This window comes from Enterobacter sp. GER_MD16_1505_Eko_090, from assembly GCF_003331015.1.
Taxonomy (GTDB): domain Bacteria; phylum Pseudomonadota; class Gammaproteobacteria; order Enterobacterales; family Enterobacteriaceae; genus Enterobacter; species Enterobacter roggenkampii.
The window spans coordinates 142,478-159,494 of sequence record NZ_PUQF01000004.1 but is presented as its reverse complement, the minus strand read 5'-3'; the positions used below and the strand labels follow the sequence as shown (position 1 = coordinate 159,494).

Genomic DNA, 17,017 nt, shown 5'->3' with positions numbered 1-17,017 from the left:
GGTGGCGCTGCGCTTACCGGGCCTACAAAACCAGACCGTAGGCCGGGTAAGGCGAAGCCGCCACCCGGCTATTTTATTGCAGAAAGCACCCACCCCACCGACAGCAAATCCGCGCTGCCGCCCGGGCTCAGGTTCCGTTCAATCAGTGCGTTATCCATTCTGCTCAACGCCTCGCGGTCCCAGCCGTTATCCAGCAGTTCCCGCGCGTAGCCCTGAACGTAGCGCAACCCTTCCATGCCGCCGCGAGAAACCAGATTACTGTCCTGATTGACGGCCATCAGGCGCAACAGCAGGCCGTGAAGCGACTGTCCGTTCCACGAATCCAAAGCCTTACGCACCGTCGCAAAGCCGCTCTCCGCCTCACCGCGCGCGCCGGTTAAGCCGTACTGCTTAAACTGCCGCTCGCCCGCCGTCGCCTGTCCGCTGCGTGCGGCCAGCTCCCGCGACACCAGCCCGCGGCAGATGTTACTCACCTCACAGCAGAGGCTCTCTGCGGAGACATTTTTCACACGCCCGGCGGCGAAGCACAGTAAACCCAGGGCAAAAATCCCGCCCTTGTGGGTGTTCACTCCGTTCGTTGCGACATACATCGCCTGCTCGCAGGCCAGCCCCATCGGGCGGAGAAGTCGTAGCTGTTCCCCAGCCGGTTTATCCGCATGCGCGCTGCCCAGCTCGGCAAAGCGCGAAAACCACGGCGTAATCGCCGCAATGCTGCGGACAAACAGCGCGTGGTCCATATCGCGATGGGAACCGTTGTTGAGCCTGTCCACCAGCCCCGGCTTGGGCGTCAGCTCCAGCTCCTGCCACAGCGCCGCTTCGGCAAGCGCGGGCACGTCAGCCGGGCGCGGTTTAGTCGCGAGCAAACCAGTCATCGATCGTCTTCTCCACGCGGGAAACCACCTGCTCAATGGGGTGATTGCGCGAACGGGAACAGGCATGCGCGGGCGCGTCGCAGATCAGGCAGCGCCTGAGATTCCCCCCCAGCGACTGACGCCCGACGTGGCCGTGCTGAGGGCAAATCACGTCAAGATCCCACAGCCTGCCGAGCGGGTGCGTCTGCTCCAGTTCTGCACAGTGCGCCTTAATTTCCACCGCCGGATGGGCCACGCACCACAGGGCTTCGGGCCCGGTCGGGAGCCACAGCACCTGGCGGTCCAGCACCTGCCAACGGTTTTCCCACAGCAGCTGGTCGCACATCTGCAGCGCCACGCCCATGGTATTGCGGTAGCGCAGGCTGTCCTTGATTTCCCCCGGCGTGACCAGCGTGAGGGAGATCACCGGTTGTTGATAGTGCTCAAGCATGTCAGCCTGGCGCGCTGCGCGGCGCTCTTTCGCCGCCAGCAGTTCGTCAAGGCTGACACCCGCCCGCACGGGTGTCGCTAAAGTCATACGTCCTCCTTCACCTGTCGCACGGTGTCGATCACGCTGCCGTCGCGGTAGCGGATCACCCCGACGATTTTGTCGGTGAACTCAATCGGTTTCGGGACGCCGGTCAGGGAGATCGCCCGTTCATACAGCGCGTTGATATCCACAACCTTCAGCCCGGCCTCCAGCAGCCGCTCGCGGATTTCCGGGCGCGCCGGGTTGACCGCAATACCGTGATCGGTGACCAGCACGTCGATGCTCTCCCCCGGCGTAAGGCGCGTGGTAACGCGCTTCACCACCGTCGGAATGCGGCTGCGCAGCAGCGGCGCGACCACAATGGTCAGGTTCGCCGCGGCGGCCACGTCGCAGTGCCCGCCGGACGCGCCGCGCATCACGCCGTCGGAGCCGGTGATAACATTGACGTTGAACTCGACGTCGATCTCCAGGGCGCTGAGGATCACCACGTCGAGCTGGTCGCAGCTTGCCGCCTTGCTGCCGGGGTTGGCGTAGACGTTGGTGGAGATCTCCACGTGGTTCGGGTTACGCGCCAGCGAGGCCGCCGCCTGACCGTCAAAGCACTGGGTATCGAGCAGCTTTTCGATGAGCCCCTTCTCGTGCAGATCCACCAGGCTGCCGGTGATGCCGCCGAGCGCAAAGCGCGCCTTCACGCCGCTGCGCTCCATCTTCTCTTCCATAAAGCGGGTGCAGGCCGTGGCCGCCGCGCCGGAGCCGGTCTGCATCGAGAAGCCCGGTTTGAAGTAGCCGGAATGCTCGATCACGTCCGCCGCATAGCGGGCGATCATCAGCTCGCGCGGGTTGCTGGTGACGCGCGCCGCGCCGACGCTGATTTTCGCCGGGTCGCCCACGCTCTCCACCTGCACGATGTAGTCCACCTGGTCCTGCACCAGGCTGGCGGGCATATTGGGGAACGGCACCAGCTCTTCGGTCAGCAGCACTACCTTGCGGGCAAAGTGGGCGTCCACCATGGCGTAGCCCAGCGAGCCGCAGCACGATTTTCCGTGCGTCCCGTTGGCGTTGCCAAACGCATCGCTGCACGGCACGCCGAGAAACGCCACGTCGATATTCAGCTCGCCGTCCTGGAGCAGCTTCACGCGCCCGCCGTGGGAGTGAATTTGCACCGGCTCGTCCATCAGCCCGTGGGAGATGGCATCCGCCAGCCTGCCGCGCATGCCCGAGGTGTAAATCCGGGTGATGACGCCGCTTTCGATATGCTCGATCAGGGCGTCGTTACAGGTCATCAGCGAGCTGGAGGCCAGCGTCAGGTTTTTGAAGCCCATCCGCGCCAGCAGCGCCACGACGGTGTTAATCACCCGGTCGCCTTCGCGAAACGCGTGGTGGAAGGAGATGGTCATCCCGTCCTGCAGGCCGCAGCGTTTAACCGCCTCTTCAATGGAGGCGCAGAGCTTGCGGCTGTGCTTCGCGTCGCTGTCCGCCAGCCACGGCGTGGCGCTGTGGGCGGTATCAAAGGGTTTTAAGTCCCGCAGATGGGGGAAATTCACGTGGAGAAGTTCTGTCTGATTCATTATCTCATCCTTACCGACGCACGCCGGAGGCCGCCGCGCGCTCCAGCACCACCTGCGCGTGGTTAATAATCGGTGCATCCACCATTTTGCCGTTGAGCGACACCACGCCAAGGCCGTTACGTTCGCCCTCTTCTGCCGCCTCAATCACCCTTCTGGCGTGATCCACCTCTTCCTGCGTCGGGGCGTAGGCGTTGTGCAGCAGGTCAATCTGGCGCGGGTTAATCAGCGATTTGCCGTTGAAGCCCATCTTGCGGATCAGATCGACCTCACGCAGGAACCCGGCCTCGTCGTTAACGTCTGACCACACCACGTCGAAGGCGTCGATACCCGCCGCGCGGGCGGCGTGCAGCACGGCACAGCGGGCGTAGAACAGCTCGGTGCCGTCGCCGCGCTCGGTCTGCATATCCATCACGTAGTCAAAGGCGGCCAGCGCAATGCCGATGAGGCGCGGAGAGCTGCGGGCAATCGCCACGGCGTTGATGACGCCAATGGCCGATTCAATCGCCGCCATCACGCGGGTGGAGCCGACCTCGCGGCCGCACGCCTGCTCGATGCGCTCGAGGTGGCCCTCCAGCTCGTAAATGTCGTCCGGGGTATCGGTTTTCGGCAGACGGATCACGTCCACGCCGGCCCGCACGGCGGCTTCCAGATCCAGCAGACCAAACGGCGTGCTCAGCGGGTTAATGCGCACCACGGTTTCGATATCCTGATACATCGGGTGCTGCAGCGCGTGGAACACCAGCATGCGCGCCGTATCCTTCTCGCGCAGGGCAACGGCGTCCTCAAGGTCAAACATGATAGAGTCGGGACGGTAGATAAAGGCGGTGGAGAGCATGGCGGCGTTAGCGCCCGGCAGGAACAGCATGCTGCGGCGGAGTTTGCTCATTTCAGCGCCCCCCAGTTGATGGCCTGTTCATCGGCGGCACGCATCAGCGCGCTTTGCAGGCGGGCGCGGATCACACAGTCCAGCGCCCCTTTGTCTTCAATAATGATTAATCCCTGGTGCACGTTCATGGCGCGCAATGTGTCGTTGACCACCTGGCGAATCTGCTCGCCAAACTGCTTAATCACTTCGCTGTGGATGACGATCTCCAGCTCGCCGTGAGCGGGAGCAATTTTCACCATCAGGTCGCTGGACTCCTGCGTTCCGGCCAGCGCCTCCCTTACAATTTTCATGATAAATTCCTGGTAGTTAAGCGACTTCGGCACTCGCACGGTAATGCGTTTCGAGGTGCGCGAAGGTGGAGTCCGGGACAATCTCCCGGATCCGGGAAAATTGCTGTGTCTTCAGTAATCGGCGCACTTCGGACGCCGATATGGCGTTACCGGTGGCCTTGATGCGCGGCATTTCTACCACCTCGATATGCGAGGCCAGCAGGTCGTGCAGCGTCTGGTTGTACTGGCGGGTGATGTCGCAGAACGGCTCCGAGCCGATGAAGCGGTGCGTGATGCCGAGCGCCGGGGCGATGAAGTCCCGGAAGATCAGCACGTCGATCTCGCTCCACGCCTGCTGCACCTTGCCGGTCTCCTTCAGGAAGTAGGCCGGAAACGTGGCGCGGGAAATGATGTACTGCGAGCCCTCATGCACCACCACGTTCGGCAGGTGCGCCACGCCCGCGCGCACCATCTCCAGACGCGCGCTGAACGGAAAGAACGACGCGTCTTCGCGCACCACGAACAGATGCAGGGCGTCACACTGCGCTGCCGCCTGCTCCACCAGATGGCGGTGGCCGAGGGTAAACGGATTGGCGTTCATCACGATGGCGCCAATCTTCTCCCCGCACTTGCGGCTCGCGCGCAGAGAACGGCAGTAGCGCGCGATCCCCTGCGGGGTGTTCTCCATCAGCACGGCGTTGTTCCCGCTCTGGGCAATCGGCCAGAAGCCGCTGCGGGCAAAGCGCTCCCGGTTGCACGGCCGGGTGCAGAGGAAGAGGTGAAAATGGCCGCGCTCCAGCGCCGCATTTTGCACCTCCGCCAGCAGCCGCGCGCTGAGGTTCTCGCCACGAAGCTGCTCGTTGACCGCCACGCACTTGACGACGTTGGCGGCAAGCCCTGCGCAACCCACCAGCTGCGGGCCGGACCAGGCTTCGACGAACAGCGTGATGTCGTTGTCCAGGCCAAGGCCGCTGTCTGCCAGCAGGTAACGGATCTGACTTAAGCGTTCCGGGTGTTTCGCCACCAGCGTGTGGCGAAAATCGATGGGTTGCGAATGCATGCTGCCGCCTTACTTAATGTGCTGCCGCAAGCCCGACGGCTGGCGCTTCCACGATCACGTTGCTGAGATGACCGATATGCTCGATCTCCACCTCAATGCGATCCCCCTCTTTCATAAACAGCGGCGGATTGCGCTTTTTACCCACCCCACCTGGGGATCCGGTGATGATCACATCGCCAGGACTTAAGCGGGTGAAGGTGCTGATGTATTCGATCAGCTCCGCCACCTTGTGGATCATGCTGCTGGTGTTGTCTTCCTGCACCATGCGGCCGTTCAGCCAGGTGCGGATTGCCAGTTGGTGCGGATCCGGGATCTCGTCCGCCGTCGCCATCCACGGGCCAAACGCGCCGGTTTTGCGCCAGTTTTTACCGGCGGTAAACCAGGTGTGCTGCCAGTCGCGGGCGGAGCCGTCCATGTAGCAGCTGTAGCCGGCCACGTGGCGCAGGGCGTCGTCGCGGCTGATGTTCTCCCCGCCTTTACCGATGATCACCGCCAGCTCGCCTTCGTAGTCGAATTCGCTGGAGTGGCGCGGCTTCAGCACCGGCTCGTTGTGGCCGGTCTGTGAGTCCGGGAAGCGGACAAACAGCGTCGGGGCCGGGTTGTGCTGGTCAAACTCCTTGCGCTTGTCGGCGTAGTTCATGCCCACACAGAGGATTTTTTCCGGCTGCTCAATCACCGGTAAGAAGGTGATGGCGCTCATCGGCACGTCCACGGCATCGTTCAGGTAGCGGGTGGCCTGCGCCAGCCCGTTGCCCTGCAGCAGCGCCTTAAGGTCGCTGTAGCGGTCGCCCAGACGGCGGCCTAAATCAATCACGCCGTCGGCCTGGACGATGCCGTAGCTGCGTTTTCCCTGGTATAAAAAGCTTGCGAGTTTCATTGTTCTTTCCTGAAAACTTAAACGAGGAAGTTGCCCAGAATCAGCAGAGAGATGGAGACGTTAATCGCCCCGCCGATACGGGTAGCAATCTGGGCGAACGGCATCAGGCTCATGCGGTTGCCTGCGGTCAGGATCGCCACGTCGCCGGTACCGCCCTGGCCGCTCTGGCAGCAGGAGACGATGGCGACATCAATCGGGTGCATGCCAATCTTTTTGCCGACGAAGAACCCGGTCGCCACCAGCGCGGAGACGGTGCTGATAATCACCAGCAGGTTGGTCAGCGTGAAGGCGGCCACCAGTTCATGCCATGGGGTGATGGCCACGCCAACGGCAAAGAGAATCGGGTAGGTCACGGAGGTCTGGAAGAACTTGTACACCACCTGAGAGCCTTCCAGCAGGCGCGGAGAGGCACCGTTGCAAAGCTTCACCAGCACCGCCATAAACAGCATGCCGACCGGCGCAGGCAGGCCAATCAGCTTGTGGCCGAGCATGCCCAGCATGTAGAGCAGCACCGCCAGCAGCGCGCCGGAGGCGATGGTGGTCACGTCCGCTTTACCGGAGAACGCGGGCTGAGAAACGGTGGCATCGGCATTGGCGCGGTTCGGCATCAGCTGACCTTCACCGGTCAGGTGTGGATAACGCTTGCCCAGCTGGTTCAGGCACCCGGAGATAATGATGGCAGTCAGACCGCCGAGCATGACCATCGGCAGCACGCGACCGAGCGCCACGCCCTGGTCCATATGCAGCAGGGTGGCATAGCCGATGGAAAGCGGGATTGCCCCTTCGCCCACGCCGCCCGCCATGATCGGCAGAATGATAAAGAAGAAGATCTGGAATGGCTCAAGACCCAGCGCCAGGCCGACGCCCATCCCCACCAGCATGCCGACGATTTCGCCGCACAGCATCGGGAAGAAGATGCGCAGGAAGCCCTGAATCAGCACCGTGCGGTTCATGCTCATGATGCTGCCGACAATAATGCAGCAGATATAGAGGTAGAGAATGTTGGTGGATTTGTAGAACTTGGTGGTGGACTCGACCACCACGTCCGGCAGCAGGCCATAATAGACCAGCGCGGAAGGGATAAAGGTGGCGCAAATCGCCGCCGCGCCGAGCTTGCCGACAATCGGCAGGCGTTTGCCAAACTCACCGCAGGCAAAGCCGAAGAAGGCCAGCGTCGCCACCATCACCACGATATCGCTCGGCAGTTTTCCGCCCAGGCAATCAATGGCGATCAGCGCGCCCGCCAGAACGAACAGCGGCAGAGGAATAATCCCGATTTTCCAGGTATCCATAATATGCCACCAGCGCTCTTTGAGCGAAGGCCGCTGAATTTCAATCGGGTCGTGGGTAACAGAGAAAGAATCGTCAGTTGTGCTCATAATAAGCCCCTTGGTTATTTTGTGCGTTCAGCTTAGAGTCACAAAGGCTTACTTTATGTGAGGAATGACATATTAAAAGCGAAGTTTTAATGGCAGCTATGGTTTTAATGGTTTCTTTTATTTAATGTGATTTATGCCTTATTTATTGTCGTGGTTTTTATGGTTTCTTTTCTGAATTGAACAAACAAATAACATTTATTCGTGCAGCCAGAGGCCACCCGTCTTTGGGATGATGCTTTTACAACGCCCGCTGTGCAAGGGATCACAAGTTTTCGGCAAAGCGGACGTCCGCGCGAAAAAAGATGATATATTGGCGTTCTTTGTCGCTACCTTGCGTGAGAGTTATGAAAGTCTCTTTCCAGATAAAGCTGTTTATTTCGCTGGTTGCCTTTTTCTCAGTGCTTTTTGCGTTACTGGGCGGATATTATTATGCCGATGTCGGGAAACAGCTTTATCAGGAAATGAGCACGCGCGCCAAAATACAGGCTGAAGAGATTGCGCTTATTCCAACATTGCGACATGAAGTTGAACAAAAGAATATCGCCGCCATCCATGATTTTATGCAGAAGATTTCTGCGCACAGTGACGCCAGCTTTATTGTGATTGGTGATAATAAGGGCCAGCATCTTTTTCACTCCGTCTTCGCCGACAGAGTGGGCACCACGCTGGTAGGCGGTGACAACGAAGCCGTATTGCAGGGTAAAAGCACCACCACCATCCGCAAAGGCGGGTTGGGTATTTCGCTGCGCAGTAAGGCCCCCATCTTCAACGCTGCCGGACAGGTGGTCGGCATTGTTTCGGTCGGCTATCTCACCAGCTACCTGGACACCATTACCGTCAGTAAAGTGGTCAATATCCTGATTGCCGCGGTGCTGCTGCTGATTGCTCTCTTTATCTTCTCCTGGTTCTTTACCCGCAGTATTAAGAAGCAGATCTTCTCCCTCGAGCCGCGCGAGATCGGCCTGCTGGTGCGCCAGCAGAAGGCGTTGATGGAGTCTATTTATGAAGGCGTAATTGCCATTGACGATCAAAGGCGGATTGAAGTCATCAACCAGGCGGCGCGCAAGCTGCTTGGGCTGAGTCAGCCGGCCCGTGAGCTTCGCGGGCAGCTGATAAGCCAGGTGATCGATCCGGTCCCGTTCTTCGACACGCAGACGATGCTGGCGAAAGATACCCATGATGAGATTTGCCGTTTTAACGATCTCACGGTGATTGCCAGCCGGGTCCACATCATGCTTGAGGGATCGCTGCAGGGCTGGGTGATCACCTTCCGCGATCGCAACGAGATCGACTCGCTGAGCGCCCAGCTCAGCCAGGTCAAACGCTACGTCGATAACCTTCGCATCATGCGTCATGAGCAGTTAAACCGGATGACCACCCTCTCCGGTCTGCTGCATATGGGCCGCTATGAGGAGGCGATTGGCTACATTCAGGCGCAGTCTGAACACGCTCAGGAGCTGCTGGACTTTATCTCTTCGCGCTTCAGCTCCCCGACCCTGTGCGGCCTGCTGCTGGGGAAAGCCGCCCGCGCGCGGGAGAAAGGGGTCGAGCTGAGTTTCGACCCGGCCTGTCGGCTGGACAGGCCGTTCCTGCCGTTGGGGGAACAAGAGCTGATTTCGATTATTGGCAACCTGCTGGATAACGCTATCGAAGCGACGCAGCGGTCGCCGCTTCCCCACGCGCCGGTGGAGGTGCTGATAAAGCTCAGCGAACAGGAGCTGATTATTGAAGTGGCCGACCAGGGCGTTGGCATCAAGCCGGAGATCCGTGAGCGGATCTTTGAGCGCGGCATCACCACCAAAACGCGCGGCGATCATGGGATTGGTCTGTATCTGATCGAAAGCTACGTCACACAGGCTGGCGGCGCGATAGAAGTTGCCGATAATATCCCGCGCGGCGCCATTTTCTCCCTGTTTATCCCGGCCACGGGAACCGCCCGGCAACTGGAAGACACCGACTATGCAACATGAACTTATCGACGTACTGATTGTTGAAGACGAGAACGAGCTGGCGCAACTGCACGCGGAGCTGATAAGCAAGCATCCGCGTCTGAGGCTGGTGGGCATTGCCTCGTCGCTGGCTGCGGCCCAGGCAGAGCTTGCAAGCAAACAGCCGCAGCTGGTGCTGCTGGATAACTATCTGCCGGACGGCAAAGGGATCTCGCTGATCAATAACCCCATGCTGGCCCGCGCCAACTGCTCGGTCATTTTTATTACTGCCGCCAGCGATATGGACACCTGCAGCCAGGCGATCCGCAACGGCGCGTTCGACTACATCCTCAAACCCGTCTCCTGGAAGCGGCTCAGCCAGTCGCTGGAGCGGTTTGTGCAGTTTGCCGAACAGCAGCGCGTCTGGAAGATTGTCGACCAGCAGAACGTCGATTCGCTGTATCAGCTTCAGGCGAAAAACTACCGCCAGGACAACGGCAGCAAGGGCATTGAGGAAAATACCCTGGCGCGGGTGCAGTCGCTGTTTAACGACAAGGCAACGCACTGCTTTACCGTGGATGAAGTGGTGAGCGAGACGGGACTGAGTAAAACCACCACCCGTCGCTATCTGGAGCACTGCGTAGAGACCGGGTTTCTCAGCGTGGAGATGCTGTACGGCAAGATTGGGCATCCAAGGAGGATGTACCGCCGCGCAGAAGCCTGAAGCTATATTGTAGGCCCGGTAAGCTTGCGCCACCGGGCAAATCGCCGGGTGGCGCTAACGCTTACCCGGCCTACGTTCGGGGGAGAGTTTACTTCAACACATATCCATACAGCCGCTTAATCCCGTCGGCATCCTTCTCGCTGTAAACGCCCTGCAGCTCCGGCGAGAAGCCCGGCAGCAGGTTGATGCCCTCCTCCAGCGCCAGGAAGTAACGCTGTACCGCCCCGCCCCAGACTTCACCCGGCACCACGCACAGCACGCCCGGCGGATAGGGCAGCGCCCCTTCGGCAGCAATCCGCCCTTCGGCATCCCGTATGCGAACCAGCTCTACATTCCCGCGAATATACGCCTGATTGGCATCCTGCGGGTTCATCACCACCTCAGGCAGGCTCTCCTTGCGGAACATCGCCTTCTGCAAATCCTTCACGTCGAAGCTGACGTAGAGATCGTGCATCTCCTGACACAGCTGGCGGAGGGTATAATCCCGGTAGCGCACCGGGTATTTCTGGAAGATCGTCGGCAGCACGTCGGCCAGCGGGGTGTCGTCTTCAATATGTTGTTCAAACTGTCCCAGCATTGCCACCAGCTGCGCCAGCTTGTCGCTGCTTTCAGCAGGCGTCAGCAGGAACAGGATCGAGTTAAGGTCGCATTTTTCCGGCACGATGCCGTTTTCACGCAGGTAGTGCGCCAGAATCGTCGCCGGGATCCCGAAATCGGTGTACTCCCCGGTTTCGGCATCAATGCCCGGCGTGGTCAGCAGCAGCTTGCACGGGTCAACAAAGTACTGCTCGCTCGCATAGCCCTCAAACCCGTGCCATTTGGCCCCCGGCTCGAAGCTGAAGAAGCGCAGCTCGCTGGCAATGGCGTGCGTCGGATGATCCTGCCACGGCCGCCCCGCCACCACCGGTGGGATAAACGGTTTGATCATATGGCAGTTGGCGATGATGGCCTTGCGCGCCTCAATGCCCAGCTCCACACACTCGGCCCACAGCCTGCGCCCGCTTTCCCCTTCGTGGATTTTCGCATTGACATCCAGCGCCGCGAACAGCGGGTAAAACGGGCTGGTGGAGGCATGCAGCATAAAGGCGTTGTTCAGCCGCTTGTGCGGGCAGAAACGCGCCTGGCCGCGGATATGGTTATCCTTTTTATGGATCTGCGAGGTTTGCGAGAACCCGGCCTGCTGTTTGTGCACCGACTGGGTCACGAAAATGCCCGGATCGTTCTCGTTCAGTTCCAGCAACAGCGGGGACGTTTCCGCCATCATTGGAATAAACTGCTCGTAGCCTACCCAGGCGGAGTCAAAAAGAATGTAGTCGCACAGATGGCCGATCTTGTCGATCACCTGACGGGCGTTGTAGATCGTCCCGTCGTAGGTGCCAAGCTGAATGATCGCCAGGCGGAAGGGGCGGGCCTCGTCGGCCTTTTCCGGCGCCGCCTCGCGGATCAGATCCCGCAGATACGCGTCGTCAAAGCAATGCTCGTCGATCCCGCCGATAAAGCCAAACGGGTTACGTGCGGCCTCAAGGTACACCGGCGTGGCGCCCGCCTGGATCAGCGCCCCGTGGTGGTTAGATTTATGGTTGTTGCGGTCGAACAGCACCAGATCGCCGCGGGTCAGCAGCGCGTTGGTCACCACCTTGTTGGCCGCCGACGTGCCGTTCAGCACGAAGTAGGTTTTGTCCGCGTTGAACACTTTCGCCGCGAACTTTTGCGCATGCTTGGCGGACCCTTCGTGGATCAGCAGATCGCCCAGCTTCACGTCGGCATTGCACATGTCCGCGCGGAACACGTTCTCACCGAAGAAATCATAGAACTGCCGCCCTGCCGGATGCTTTTTGAAAAACGCGCCGTGCTGGTGGCCCGGACAGGCGAAAGTGCTGTTGCCCATCTCCACATACTGACTCAGGGTGTCGAAAAACGGCGGCAGCAGGTTCTCTTCGTAACGGCTGGCAGCAGTCTCCAGTTCCAGAAACTCCTGAGCTTTACCCGAGATGACCGCGGTGGCGCCGTCAGGCACCTCCGTTGGCTCCTGAGAGAAAATAAACACCGGTAAATGAAAGCCCGTGCGTTTCAGCAAGGCAAGGATGCCGCTGCGACTCTCTGTCGTCGTCATGACGACGGCTGCCACATCGGTGAAATCCGTGCTGTCCAGCGTCACCTTTTCGCGATGCGTAGACACCGTTGAGAGCAGCTCGCGGCTGACGGCGATTTTCATGGTTTTCATAAGCGCAATTACCCTCACCGAACGGTGAGACAGGGAGGAGAAAATTCGCGCAATAATGTCACCTTTTATTTTGAGGTGCAAGAAGGAATCAGTATGCACGTATATCACCCAAAGCTAAGGCCCGCGCAGCGCTGACGTGCCATAATAATGCAATATCAATGATTAAATAACAGGAGTTAAGCGTGGTTATCGGGCCATTTATCAACGCAGGAGCCGTATTGCTGGGCGGCGTACTCGGCGCAGTGCTGAGCCAGCGGCTGCCGGAGCGTATCCGCTCATCCATGCCCTCGATATTCGGCCTGGCTTCGTTAGGGATCGGTATTCTGTTAGTGGTCAAATGCGCCAACCTGCCGGTGATGGTGTTGGCCACCCTGCTCGGCGCGCTGATTGGCGAGTTTTGCTATCTGGAAAAAGGCATCAATAATGCGGTAGGCAAAGCCAAAAACCTGATAGCCCGACCGGGCAAGGCGAAGCACGGCACGCACGAGACGTTTATTCAGAACTACGTCGCCATCATTATTCTGTTTTGCGCCAGCGGCACCGGGATTTTCGGTTCGATGCAGGAAGGGATGACGGGCGACCCGAGCATTTTGATTGCAAAAGCGTTTCTGGATTTCTTCACCGCCACCATTTTTGCCACCACGCTCGGCATTGCCGTCGCGGCGATTTGCGTGCCGATGCTGCTTATCCAGCTGGCACTGGCTACCTGCGCCACGTTAATTCTCCCGCTCACTACGCCGGCGATGATGGCAGACTTTACCGCCGTCGGCGGCCTGCTGCTGCTGGCAACAGGGCTGCGCATCTGTGGGATCAAGATGTTTGCCGTGGTGAACATGCTGCCCGCGCTGCTGCTCGCCATGCCGCTCTCCGCGCTCTGGACGCACTTTTTCGCTTAAGGATGCGGCGAAATGGTGAGAGATTGCGCAGTCCGTAACGAAAACAACATTTTTCGTTGACGCCACGGGGCAGATCGGGTTTAATGCGCCCCGTTGCCCGGATAGCTCAGTCGGTAGAGCAGGGGATTGAAAATCCCCGTGTCCTTGGTTCGATTCCGAGTCCGGGCACCACTATTTAAAAAACCCGCCCTCGTGGCGGGTTTTTGCTTTTGAATTCCTGACAACTTTAGGGATCGTTCCCACCTGCGCCCAGCAGTTTGTTTTTGAAGATAAACAAACACGCCTCGTTGAAGTTCTCCGCCCCCAGTCGTTCCGAGAGCGCCATTCGTTTGCGATAGAGACTTTTCACCGACGTATTCAGCTCGCCTGCAATCTCCTCCATTGACATCCCTGCTCTCAGCAACCGCAACATGATCGTTTCATGCGTGCTCAGCCGTAAATTCAGCAGCCACTTCGTGGTCAGGCGACGGCCCTTCATATTGAGCACCAGGTTAAACAGCGAGGCCATGTCCGGCGCCGTCAGCGACGTATTCATAAACAGCTTCATACTGAGCAGATTCTCCTCGCGATGGCGCATATCAAGCATAACGCAGCAAATCGTTTTTTTCGTTCTGGCCGGATGGCGTATCAGGTAATCATATAAACGGAGCGGCGCACGACTATCAATCAATACAGAATATTCATCTGCACCGTTATCAAATATGTTTCTGTCAATCGAATCGAGCAGGATAATATCCGGAAAAAATATCCGCATCCCCCTGACAAGGTAGCGATCCTGAGTCACTAACACTATTGAAGTTGCCACTAACCATCCCTTTTAGATTAAAGCAAGAACGATCCTGCGAAAAGAAGACCGCCTTCGTTTTATAGCGCTGTTATATTAACGATAGATGTATTCTGGCTTTAGACATCCCTCAATACACACATTGATGAGTAAGACTTCCTGTAGACTATCATTCAATGTCTGTCTTTAATTATAAATAAAAAACAATCGCAGAAAAGTCACTTCTCTAAACATTAAGAATTTTTGTCATGAAACTTCCCAAACATGCACCAGAAAGTACTTTAATTGAGGCTAGCAAGCGTCATTAAAAATATATACAAAACTGTCACAATAAAAATAAAACCATTACATTTCAATTAATTACAATTAATCACTCAATTCAAAATAAACACAAAAAACTGCTCATTACAGAATTATCTCAAAACGACACAGCCGCTTTTCAGCATATTTATCGGGAAACATATCGGGTGTACATTACCTCCCATCCAGTCCACTAAGATGAGGCTCCATAATTACCTTTAAGTAAGTACCCCTTAACGTTACTGCATTCAGATTTAATGTTCTCATTTATGGCCTTTAACGCAGAGTTAAAAGGCAGCCGTGTTATGCAATGGATTCATGATAAACAAATGGCAAATAGATATGGAAAGATCGCTTCGCTTCAGTACATTATTCTTTTATCGCACCCCAACATTATTGTTTCTGTTATTGCTCTTTCCTGTTCTGGTTCAGGCGACGGAATCCGTTTATGAGCAACAGATTCAACAGGCGCGTAACGGTAATTACACGTCGTTTCTCGATTATCTTCAGCGTTATCAGCAGCAGCATGCCCTGACGCCCGAGCACGTTGCGGACTGGTTACAGGTGGCGGCCTGGGCAGGTCATGATGACGAGATTATTAAGGTCTGGCAGCGCTACAGCATTTATATGCCGCTGCCCGCCCGCGGCGTTGCGGCTGTCGCGCAGGCCAGACGAAATCAGAAAGCGTGGGAGCCCGCTCTGGCGCTCTGGAAAGAAGCGCGCAGCCTTGCGCCGGATAACGACGATTATCGTATCGGCTATATCAAAACCCTGGCCGATGCCCGTAAAGATACGCTTGCCCTTCAGGAGGCCCGACGGCTGGTGGCGGAAGATCCCTCTCAGGCGCATCTTCAGACGCTGGCGTACGTCTGGTTACGCCAGGGAAAAAGCTGGGATCGGCTTTTAGCCGACACGCGCGCGCTGTATATCGCGCCAGAAAATCACGCGCTTCTCCGCGAGCTGATCGACGCGCTAACGGATAACCGGGTCAATACCCCCGCGCTCCTGCTTTCACAAAAGGTGGCGCTAGCCCCCGCGGAGCGTCGTCGTCTTGAGCTGAATGCCGCCGCCGAAAGCGTTCGCCTTGCAGATGTGCCGGGCAGAACAGAAAAGGAGCGCCTGCAGCTTGCGCAATCCGCGCTGAATCGTTACGACGCGCTGCTGTCTCGCTGGCAGAGCGAGCCGCAGGCGGCGGAAGACGTCGTGCTTGCGCGTATCGACCGGCTCGGCGCGCTGTATGCCCATGCCGATTACCCGCGGGTCATCAGCGAATATCAGGATCTGACGGCAGCCCGGCATCCGGTGCCGGGCTGGGCAATCGGCTGGGTGATCTCCGCATATCTGCAGGAGAAAAACGCTGCCGCCGCCTTCGCGCTTCTGCAACGCTATCCGCAATACGCATCTGACCCGCAGGACGAAGAGCATGCGCTTTTCTACGCCTGGCTGGATACGGGAGAGTATACGTCCGCGCGCCGGTATGCAGAGCGCCACACCCGCAACGTTCCCTGGACCCGTTACGATTTCGGTTCCCCTACCCCTCAGCCGAACGATCGGTGGCTTACCGGTCAGTCGCTCCGTTTTAACTATTTGCTGGCGACGAATGCCCTGCCGGAAGCCGAAAAGCTGGCGCGACGTCTGGCAGCAACCGCGCCGGGCAATCAGGGTTTGCAGATTGACTACGCCACCCTGCTGCAGGCGCGAGGTCTGCCGCGCGCGGCCGAGCAAACGCTGAAAATGGCGGAGGCGCTGGAGCCCTCGAATCTGGAGCTTGAGCAGCAGCAGGCTTACGTCGCCATGGATCTGCAGGAGTGGCGGCAGATGGATTTACTGGCCGACGACGTCGTTGCCCGCGCGCCGCGCGATCGCAGCGCAAGGCATCTGGACAGGCTCCGCACCGTCCACCATATGTCCGAGCTGCGCCTCAACGCGAGCAAGGGTTTGCACTCCGATAACCCCGTCAGCGGGACGCACGACCTCAACTGGGACGCCACGCTCTATGGCCCGCCCATAGCGGATAACTGGCGGCTGTTTGTCGGCACCCGCTATGCAGAGGGCAATTTCGATGAAGGCAAAGGCTCCAGCCGTCACCTGTTGGGCGGCATCGAATGGCGGCCACGCGATCTCCAGCTCGAAGCCGAGCTCTCAAGCAACCGCTATCACGGGGCGAACAAGCCGGGGGCTCGCCTCTCAACGACGTACAGCCTCACCGATAGCTGGCAGGTCAGCGGCAGCCTTGAGCGCCTGTCGCGCACCACGCCCCTGCGGGCGTTACGCAACGGGATCAGCGCCAACCGGGGGGAAGGCGGCGTGCGCTGGTATCAAAACGAGCGCCGTGAGTACCAGTTCAGCGCCGCCCTCAGCCGCTTCTCGGATCATAACCGCCGACAGGAATACACCCTCACGGGCAAGGAGCGTCTCTGGCAGACCCCGTCCCTGACGATGGATCTCGAACCGGGGATCGCCGCCAGCAAAAACAGCCTGCGGGACACCCTCTATTACAACCCGGCACGGGATCTTTCCGTGACGGCCGCCCTGTCCGTCGACCATGAGATGTATCGCCATTACGACACCCTCTGGAGCCAGCAGTTCGCGGCGGGAGGCGGCCGCTACTGGCAGAAAAATCAGTCCGCTGGCGCCATCACCCTGCTGGGTTACGGACAACGCGTTCAGTGGAACAACGTCATGGACGCCGGCGTGATGCTGAACTGGGACAAGCGCCCTTACGACGGCAAACGCGAGAGCAACCTCTCCGTCACGTTTGATGCGACTTTACGCTTTTAA

The 17,017-nt window shown here is 58.6% G+C and carries 14 protein-coding genes and 1 tRNA gene; 5 read left to right on the top strand and 10 right to left on the bottom strand.

Annotated elements, in window-relative coordinates:
- Positions 1-68: 68 nt before the first annotated feature.
- From citG to C6A40_RS06280, 8 genes are read right to left on the bottom strand one after another with little or no spacing between them, the layout of a single operon-like run.
- Positions 69-872, bottom strand: a complete 804-nt coding sequence (citG, locus tag C6A40_RS06315) for a triphosphoribosyl-dephospho-CoA synthase CitG (protein WP_045335220.1) — start codon at positions 870-872, stop codon at positions 69-71.
- Positions 850-1,389, bottom strand: coding sequence for a citrate lyase holo-[acyl-carrier protein] synthase (gene citX, locus C6A40_RS06310; RefSeq protein ID WP_045335218.1), 540 nt, complete (start codon positions 1,387-1,389; stop codon positions 850-852). Before citX ends, citG begins: the two co-directional genes overlap by 23 nt.
- Complete coding sequence (gene citF, locus C6A40_RS06305) at positions 1,386-2,909, bottom strand: citrate lyase subunit alpha (protein ID WP_025912474.1); 1,524 nt, start codon at positions 2,907-2,909, stop codon at positions 1,386-1,388. Before citF ends, citX begins: the two co-directional genes overlap by 4 nt.
- 10 nt (positions 2,910-2,919) lie before the next feature.
- A complete protein-coding gene (citE, locus tag C6A40_RS06300) occupies positions 2,920-3,795 on the bottom strand; it encodes a citrate (pro-3S)-lyase subunit beta (protein ID WP_023326048.1) in 876 nt (291 codons plus the stop codon).
- Positions 3,792-4,085 (bottom strand): citrate lyase acyl carrier protein, encoded by a 294-nt coding sequence (citD, locus tag C6A40_RS06295; protein WP_008499773.1) that lies wholly within the window; start codon positions 4,083-4,085, stop codon positions 3,792-3,794. The genes citE and citD overlap by 4 nt, the downstream gene beginning before the upstream one ends.
- 16 nt (positions 4,086-4,101) lie before the next feature.
- On the bottom strand, positions 4,102-5,124 hold the full coding sequence (gene citC / locus C6A40_RS06290) for a [citrate (pro-3S)-lyase] ligase (RefSeq protein WP_045335217.1): 1,023 nt from the start codon (positions 5,122-5,124) through the stop codon (positions 4,102-4,104).
- Positions 5,125-5,137: 13 nt separating this feature from the next.
- Complete coding sequence (locus C6A40_RS06285; RefSeq protein ID WP_021242089.1) at positions 5,138-6,001, bottom strand: fumarylacetoacetate hydrolase family protein; 864 nt, start codon at positions 5,999-6,001, stop codon at positions 5,138-5,140.
- Between the two features lie 17 nt (positions 6,002-6,018).
- Positions 6,019-7,380, bottom strand: coding sequence for a 2-hydroxycarboxylate transporter family protein (locus tag C6A40_RS06280; protein WP_021242090.1), 1,362 nt, complete (start codon positions 7,378-7,380; stop codon positions 6,019-6,021).
- Between the two features lie 344 nt (positions 7,381-7,724).
- Here C6A40_RS06280 and C6A40_RS06275 point away from each other — a divergent pair, with 344 nt between their 5' ends.
- Together C6A40_RS06275 and C6A40_RS06270 are read left to right on the top strand one after the other, a co-directional pair.
- Positions 7,725-9,350, top strand: a complete 1,626-nt coding sequence (locus tag C6A40_RS06275; RefSeq protein WP_032664372.1) for an ATP-binding protein — start codon at positions 7,725-7,727, stop codon at positions 9,348-9,350.
- On the top strand, positions 9,340-10,032 hold the full coding sequence (locus C6A40_RS06270) for a response regulator (protein WP_008499779.1): 693 nt from the start codon (positions 9,340-9,342) through the stop codon (positions 10,030-10,032). The genes C6A40_RS06275 and C6A40_RS06270 overlap by 11 nt, the downstream gene beginning before the upstream one ends.
- Positions 10,033-10,120: 88 nt before the next feature.
- Here C6A40_RS06270 and C6A40_RS06265 read toward each other — a convergent pair whose 3' ends face one another.
- Positions 10,121-12,256 carry an ornithine decarboxylase gene (locus C6A40_RS06265; RefSeq protein WP_045335215.1) on the bottom strand — a complete coding sequence of 712 codons (2,136 nt, stop codon included), beginning with the start codon at positions 12,254-12,256 and terminating at the stop codon, positions 10,121-10,123.
- A gap of 182 nt (positions 12,257-12,438) precedes the next feature.
- Between C6A40_RS06265 and C6A40_RS06260 the strand changes: the two genes are divergently transcribed.
- Together C6A40_RS06260 and C6A40_RS06255 are read left to right on the top strand one after the other, a co-directional pair.
- On the top strand, positions 12,439-13,152 hold the full coding sequence (locus C6A40_RS06260; protein ID WP_008499781.1) for a DUF554 domain-containing protein: 714 nt from the start codon (positions 12,439-12,441) through the stop codon (positions 13,150-13,152).
- A 95-nt stretch (positions 13,153-13,247) separates the two neighbouring features.
- Positions 13,248-13,323: transfer RNA gene (locus C6A40_RS06255), tRNA-Phe, on the top strand.
- 55 nt (positions 13,324-13,378) lie between these two features.
- Here C6A40_RS06255 and C6A40_RS06250 read toward each other — a convergent pair.
- A complete protein-coding gene (locus C6A40_RS06250) occupies positions 13,379-13,906 on the bottom strand; it encodes a LuxR C-terminal-related transcriptional regulator (RefSeq protein WP_021242095.1) in 528 nt (175 codons plus the stop codon).
- 672 nt (positions 13,907-14,578) lie between these two features.
- Between C6A40_RS06250 and pgaA the strand changes: the two genes are divergently transcribed.
- Positions 14,579-17,017: a poly-beta-1,6 N-acetyl-D-glucosamine export porin PgaA gene (gene pgaA / locus C6A40_RS06245; RefSeq protein ID WP_045335213.1), complete on the top strand. Its 2,439-nt coding sequence runs from the start codon at positions 14,579-14,581 to the stop codon at positions 17,015-17,017.

Coding starts and splice junctions, on each gene's coding strand:
- C6A40_RS06280 (WP_021242090.1), bottom strand. CDS start 7,380: ATGAGCACAACTGACGATTCTTTCTCTGTTACCCACGACCCGATTGAA.
- citD (WP_008499773.1), bottom strand. CDS start 4,085: ATGAAAATTGTAAGGGAGGCGCTGGCCGGAACGCAGGAGTCCAGCGAC.
- citC (WP_045335217.1), bottom strand. CDS start 5,124: ATGCATTCGCAACCCATCGATTTTCGCCACACGCTGGTGGCGAAACAC.
- C6A40_RS06285 (WP_021242089.1), bottom strand. CDS start 6,001: ATGAAACTCGCAAGCTTTTTATACCAGGGAAAACGCAGCTACGGCATC.
- C6A40_RS06265 (WP_045335215.1), bottom strand. CDS start 12,256: ATGAAAACCATGAAAATCGCCGTCAGCCGCGAGCTGCTCTCAACGGTG.
- citG (WP_045335220.1), bottom strand. CDS start 872: ATGACTGGTTTGCTCGCGACTAAACCGCGCCCGGCTGACGTGCCCGCG.
- pgaA (WP_045335213.1), top strand. CDS start 14,579: ATGGAAAGATCGCTTCGCTTCAGTACATTATTCTTTTATCGCACCCCA.
- C6A40_RS06270 (WP_008499779.1), top strand. CDS start 9,340: ATGCAACATGAACTTATCGACGTACTGATTGTTGAAGACGAGAACGAG.
- citE (WP_023326048.1), bottom strand. CDS start 3,795: ATGAGCAAACTCCGCCGCAGCATGCTGTTCCTGCCGGGCGCTAACGCC.
- citX (WP_045335218.1), bottom strand. CDS start 1,389: ATGACTTTAGCGACACCCGTGCGGGCGGGTGTCAGCCTTGACGAACTG.
- citF (WP_025912474.1), bottom strand. CDS start 2,909: ATGAATCAGACAGAACTTCTCCACGTGAATTTCCCCCATCTGCGGGAC.
- C6A40_RS06250 (WP_021242095.1), bottom strand. CDS start 13,906: ATGCGGATATTTTTTCCGGATATTATCCTGCTCGATTCGATTGACAGA.
- C6A40_RS06275 (WP_032664372.1), top strand. CDS start 7,725: ATGAAAGTCTCTTTCCAGATAAAGCTGTTTATTTCGCTGGTTGCCTTT.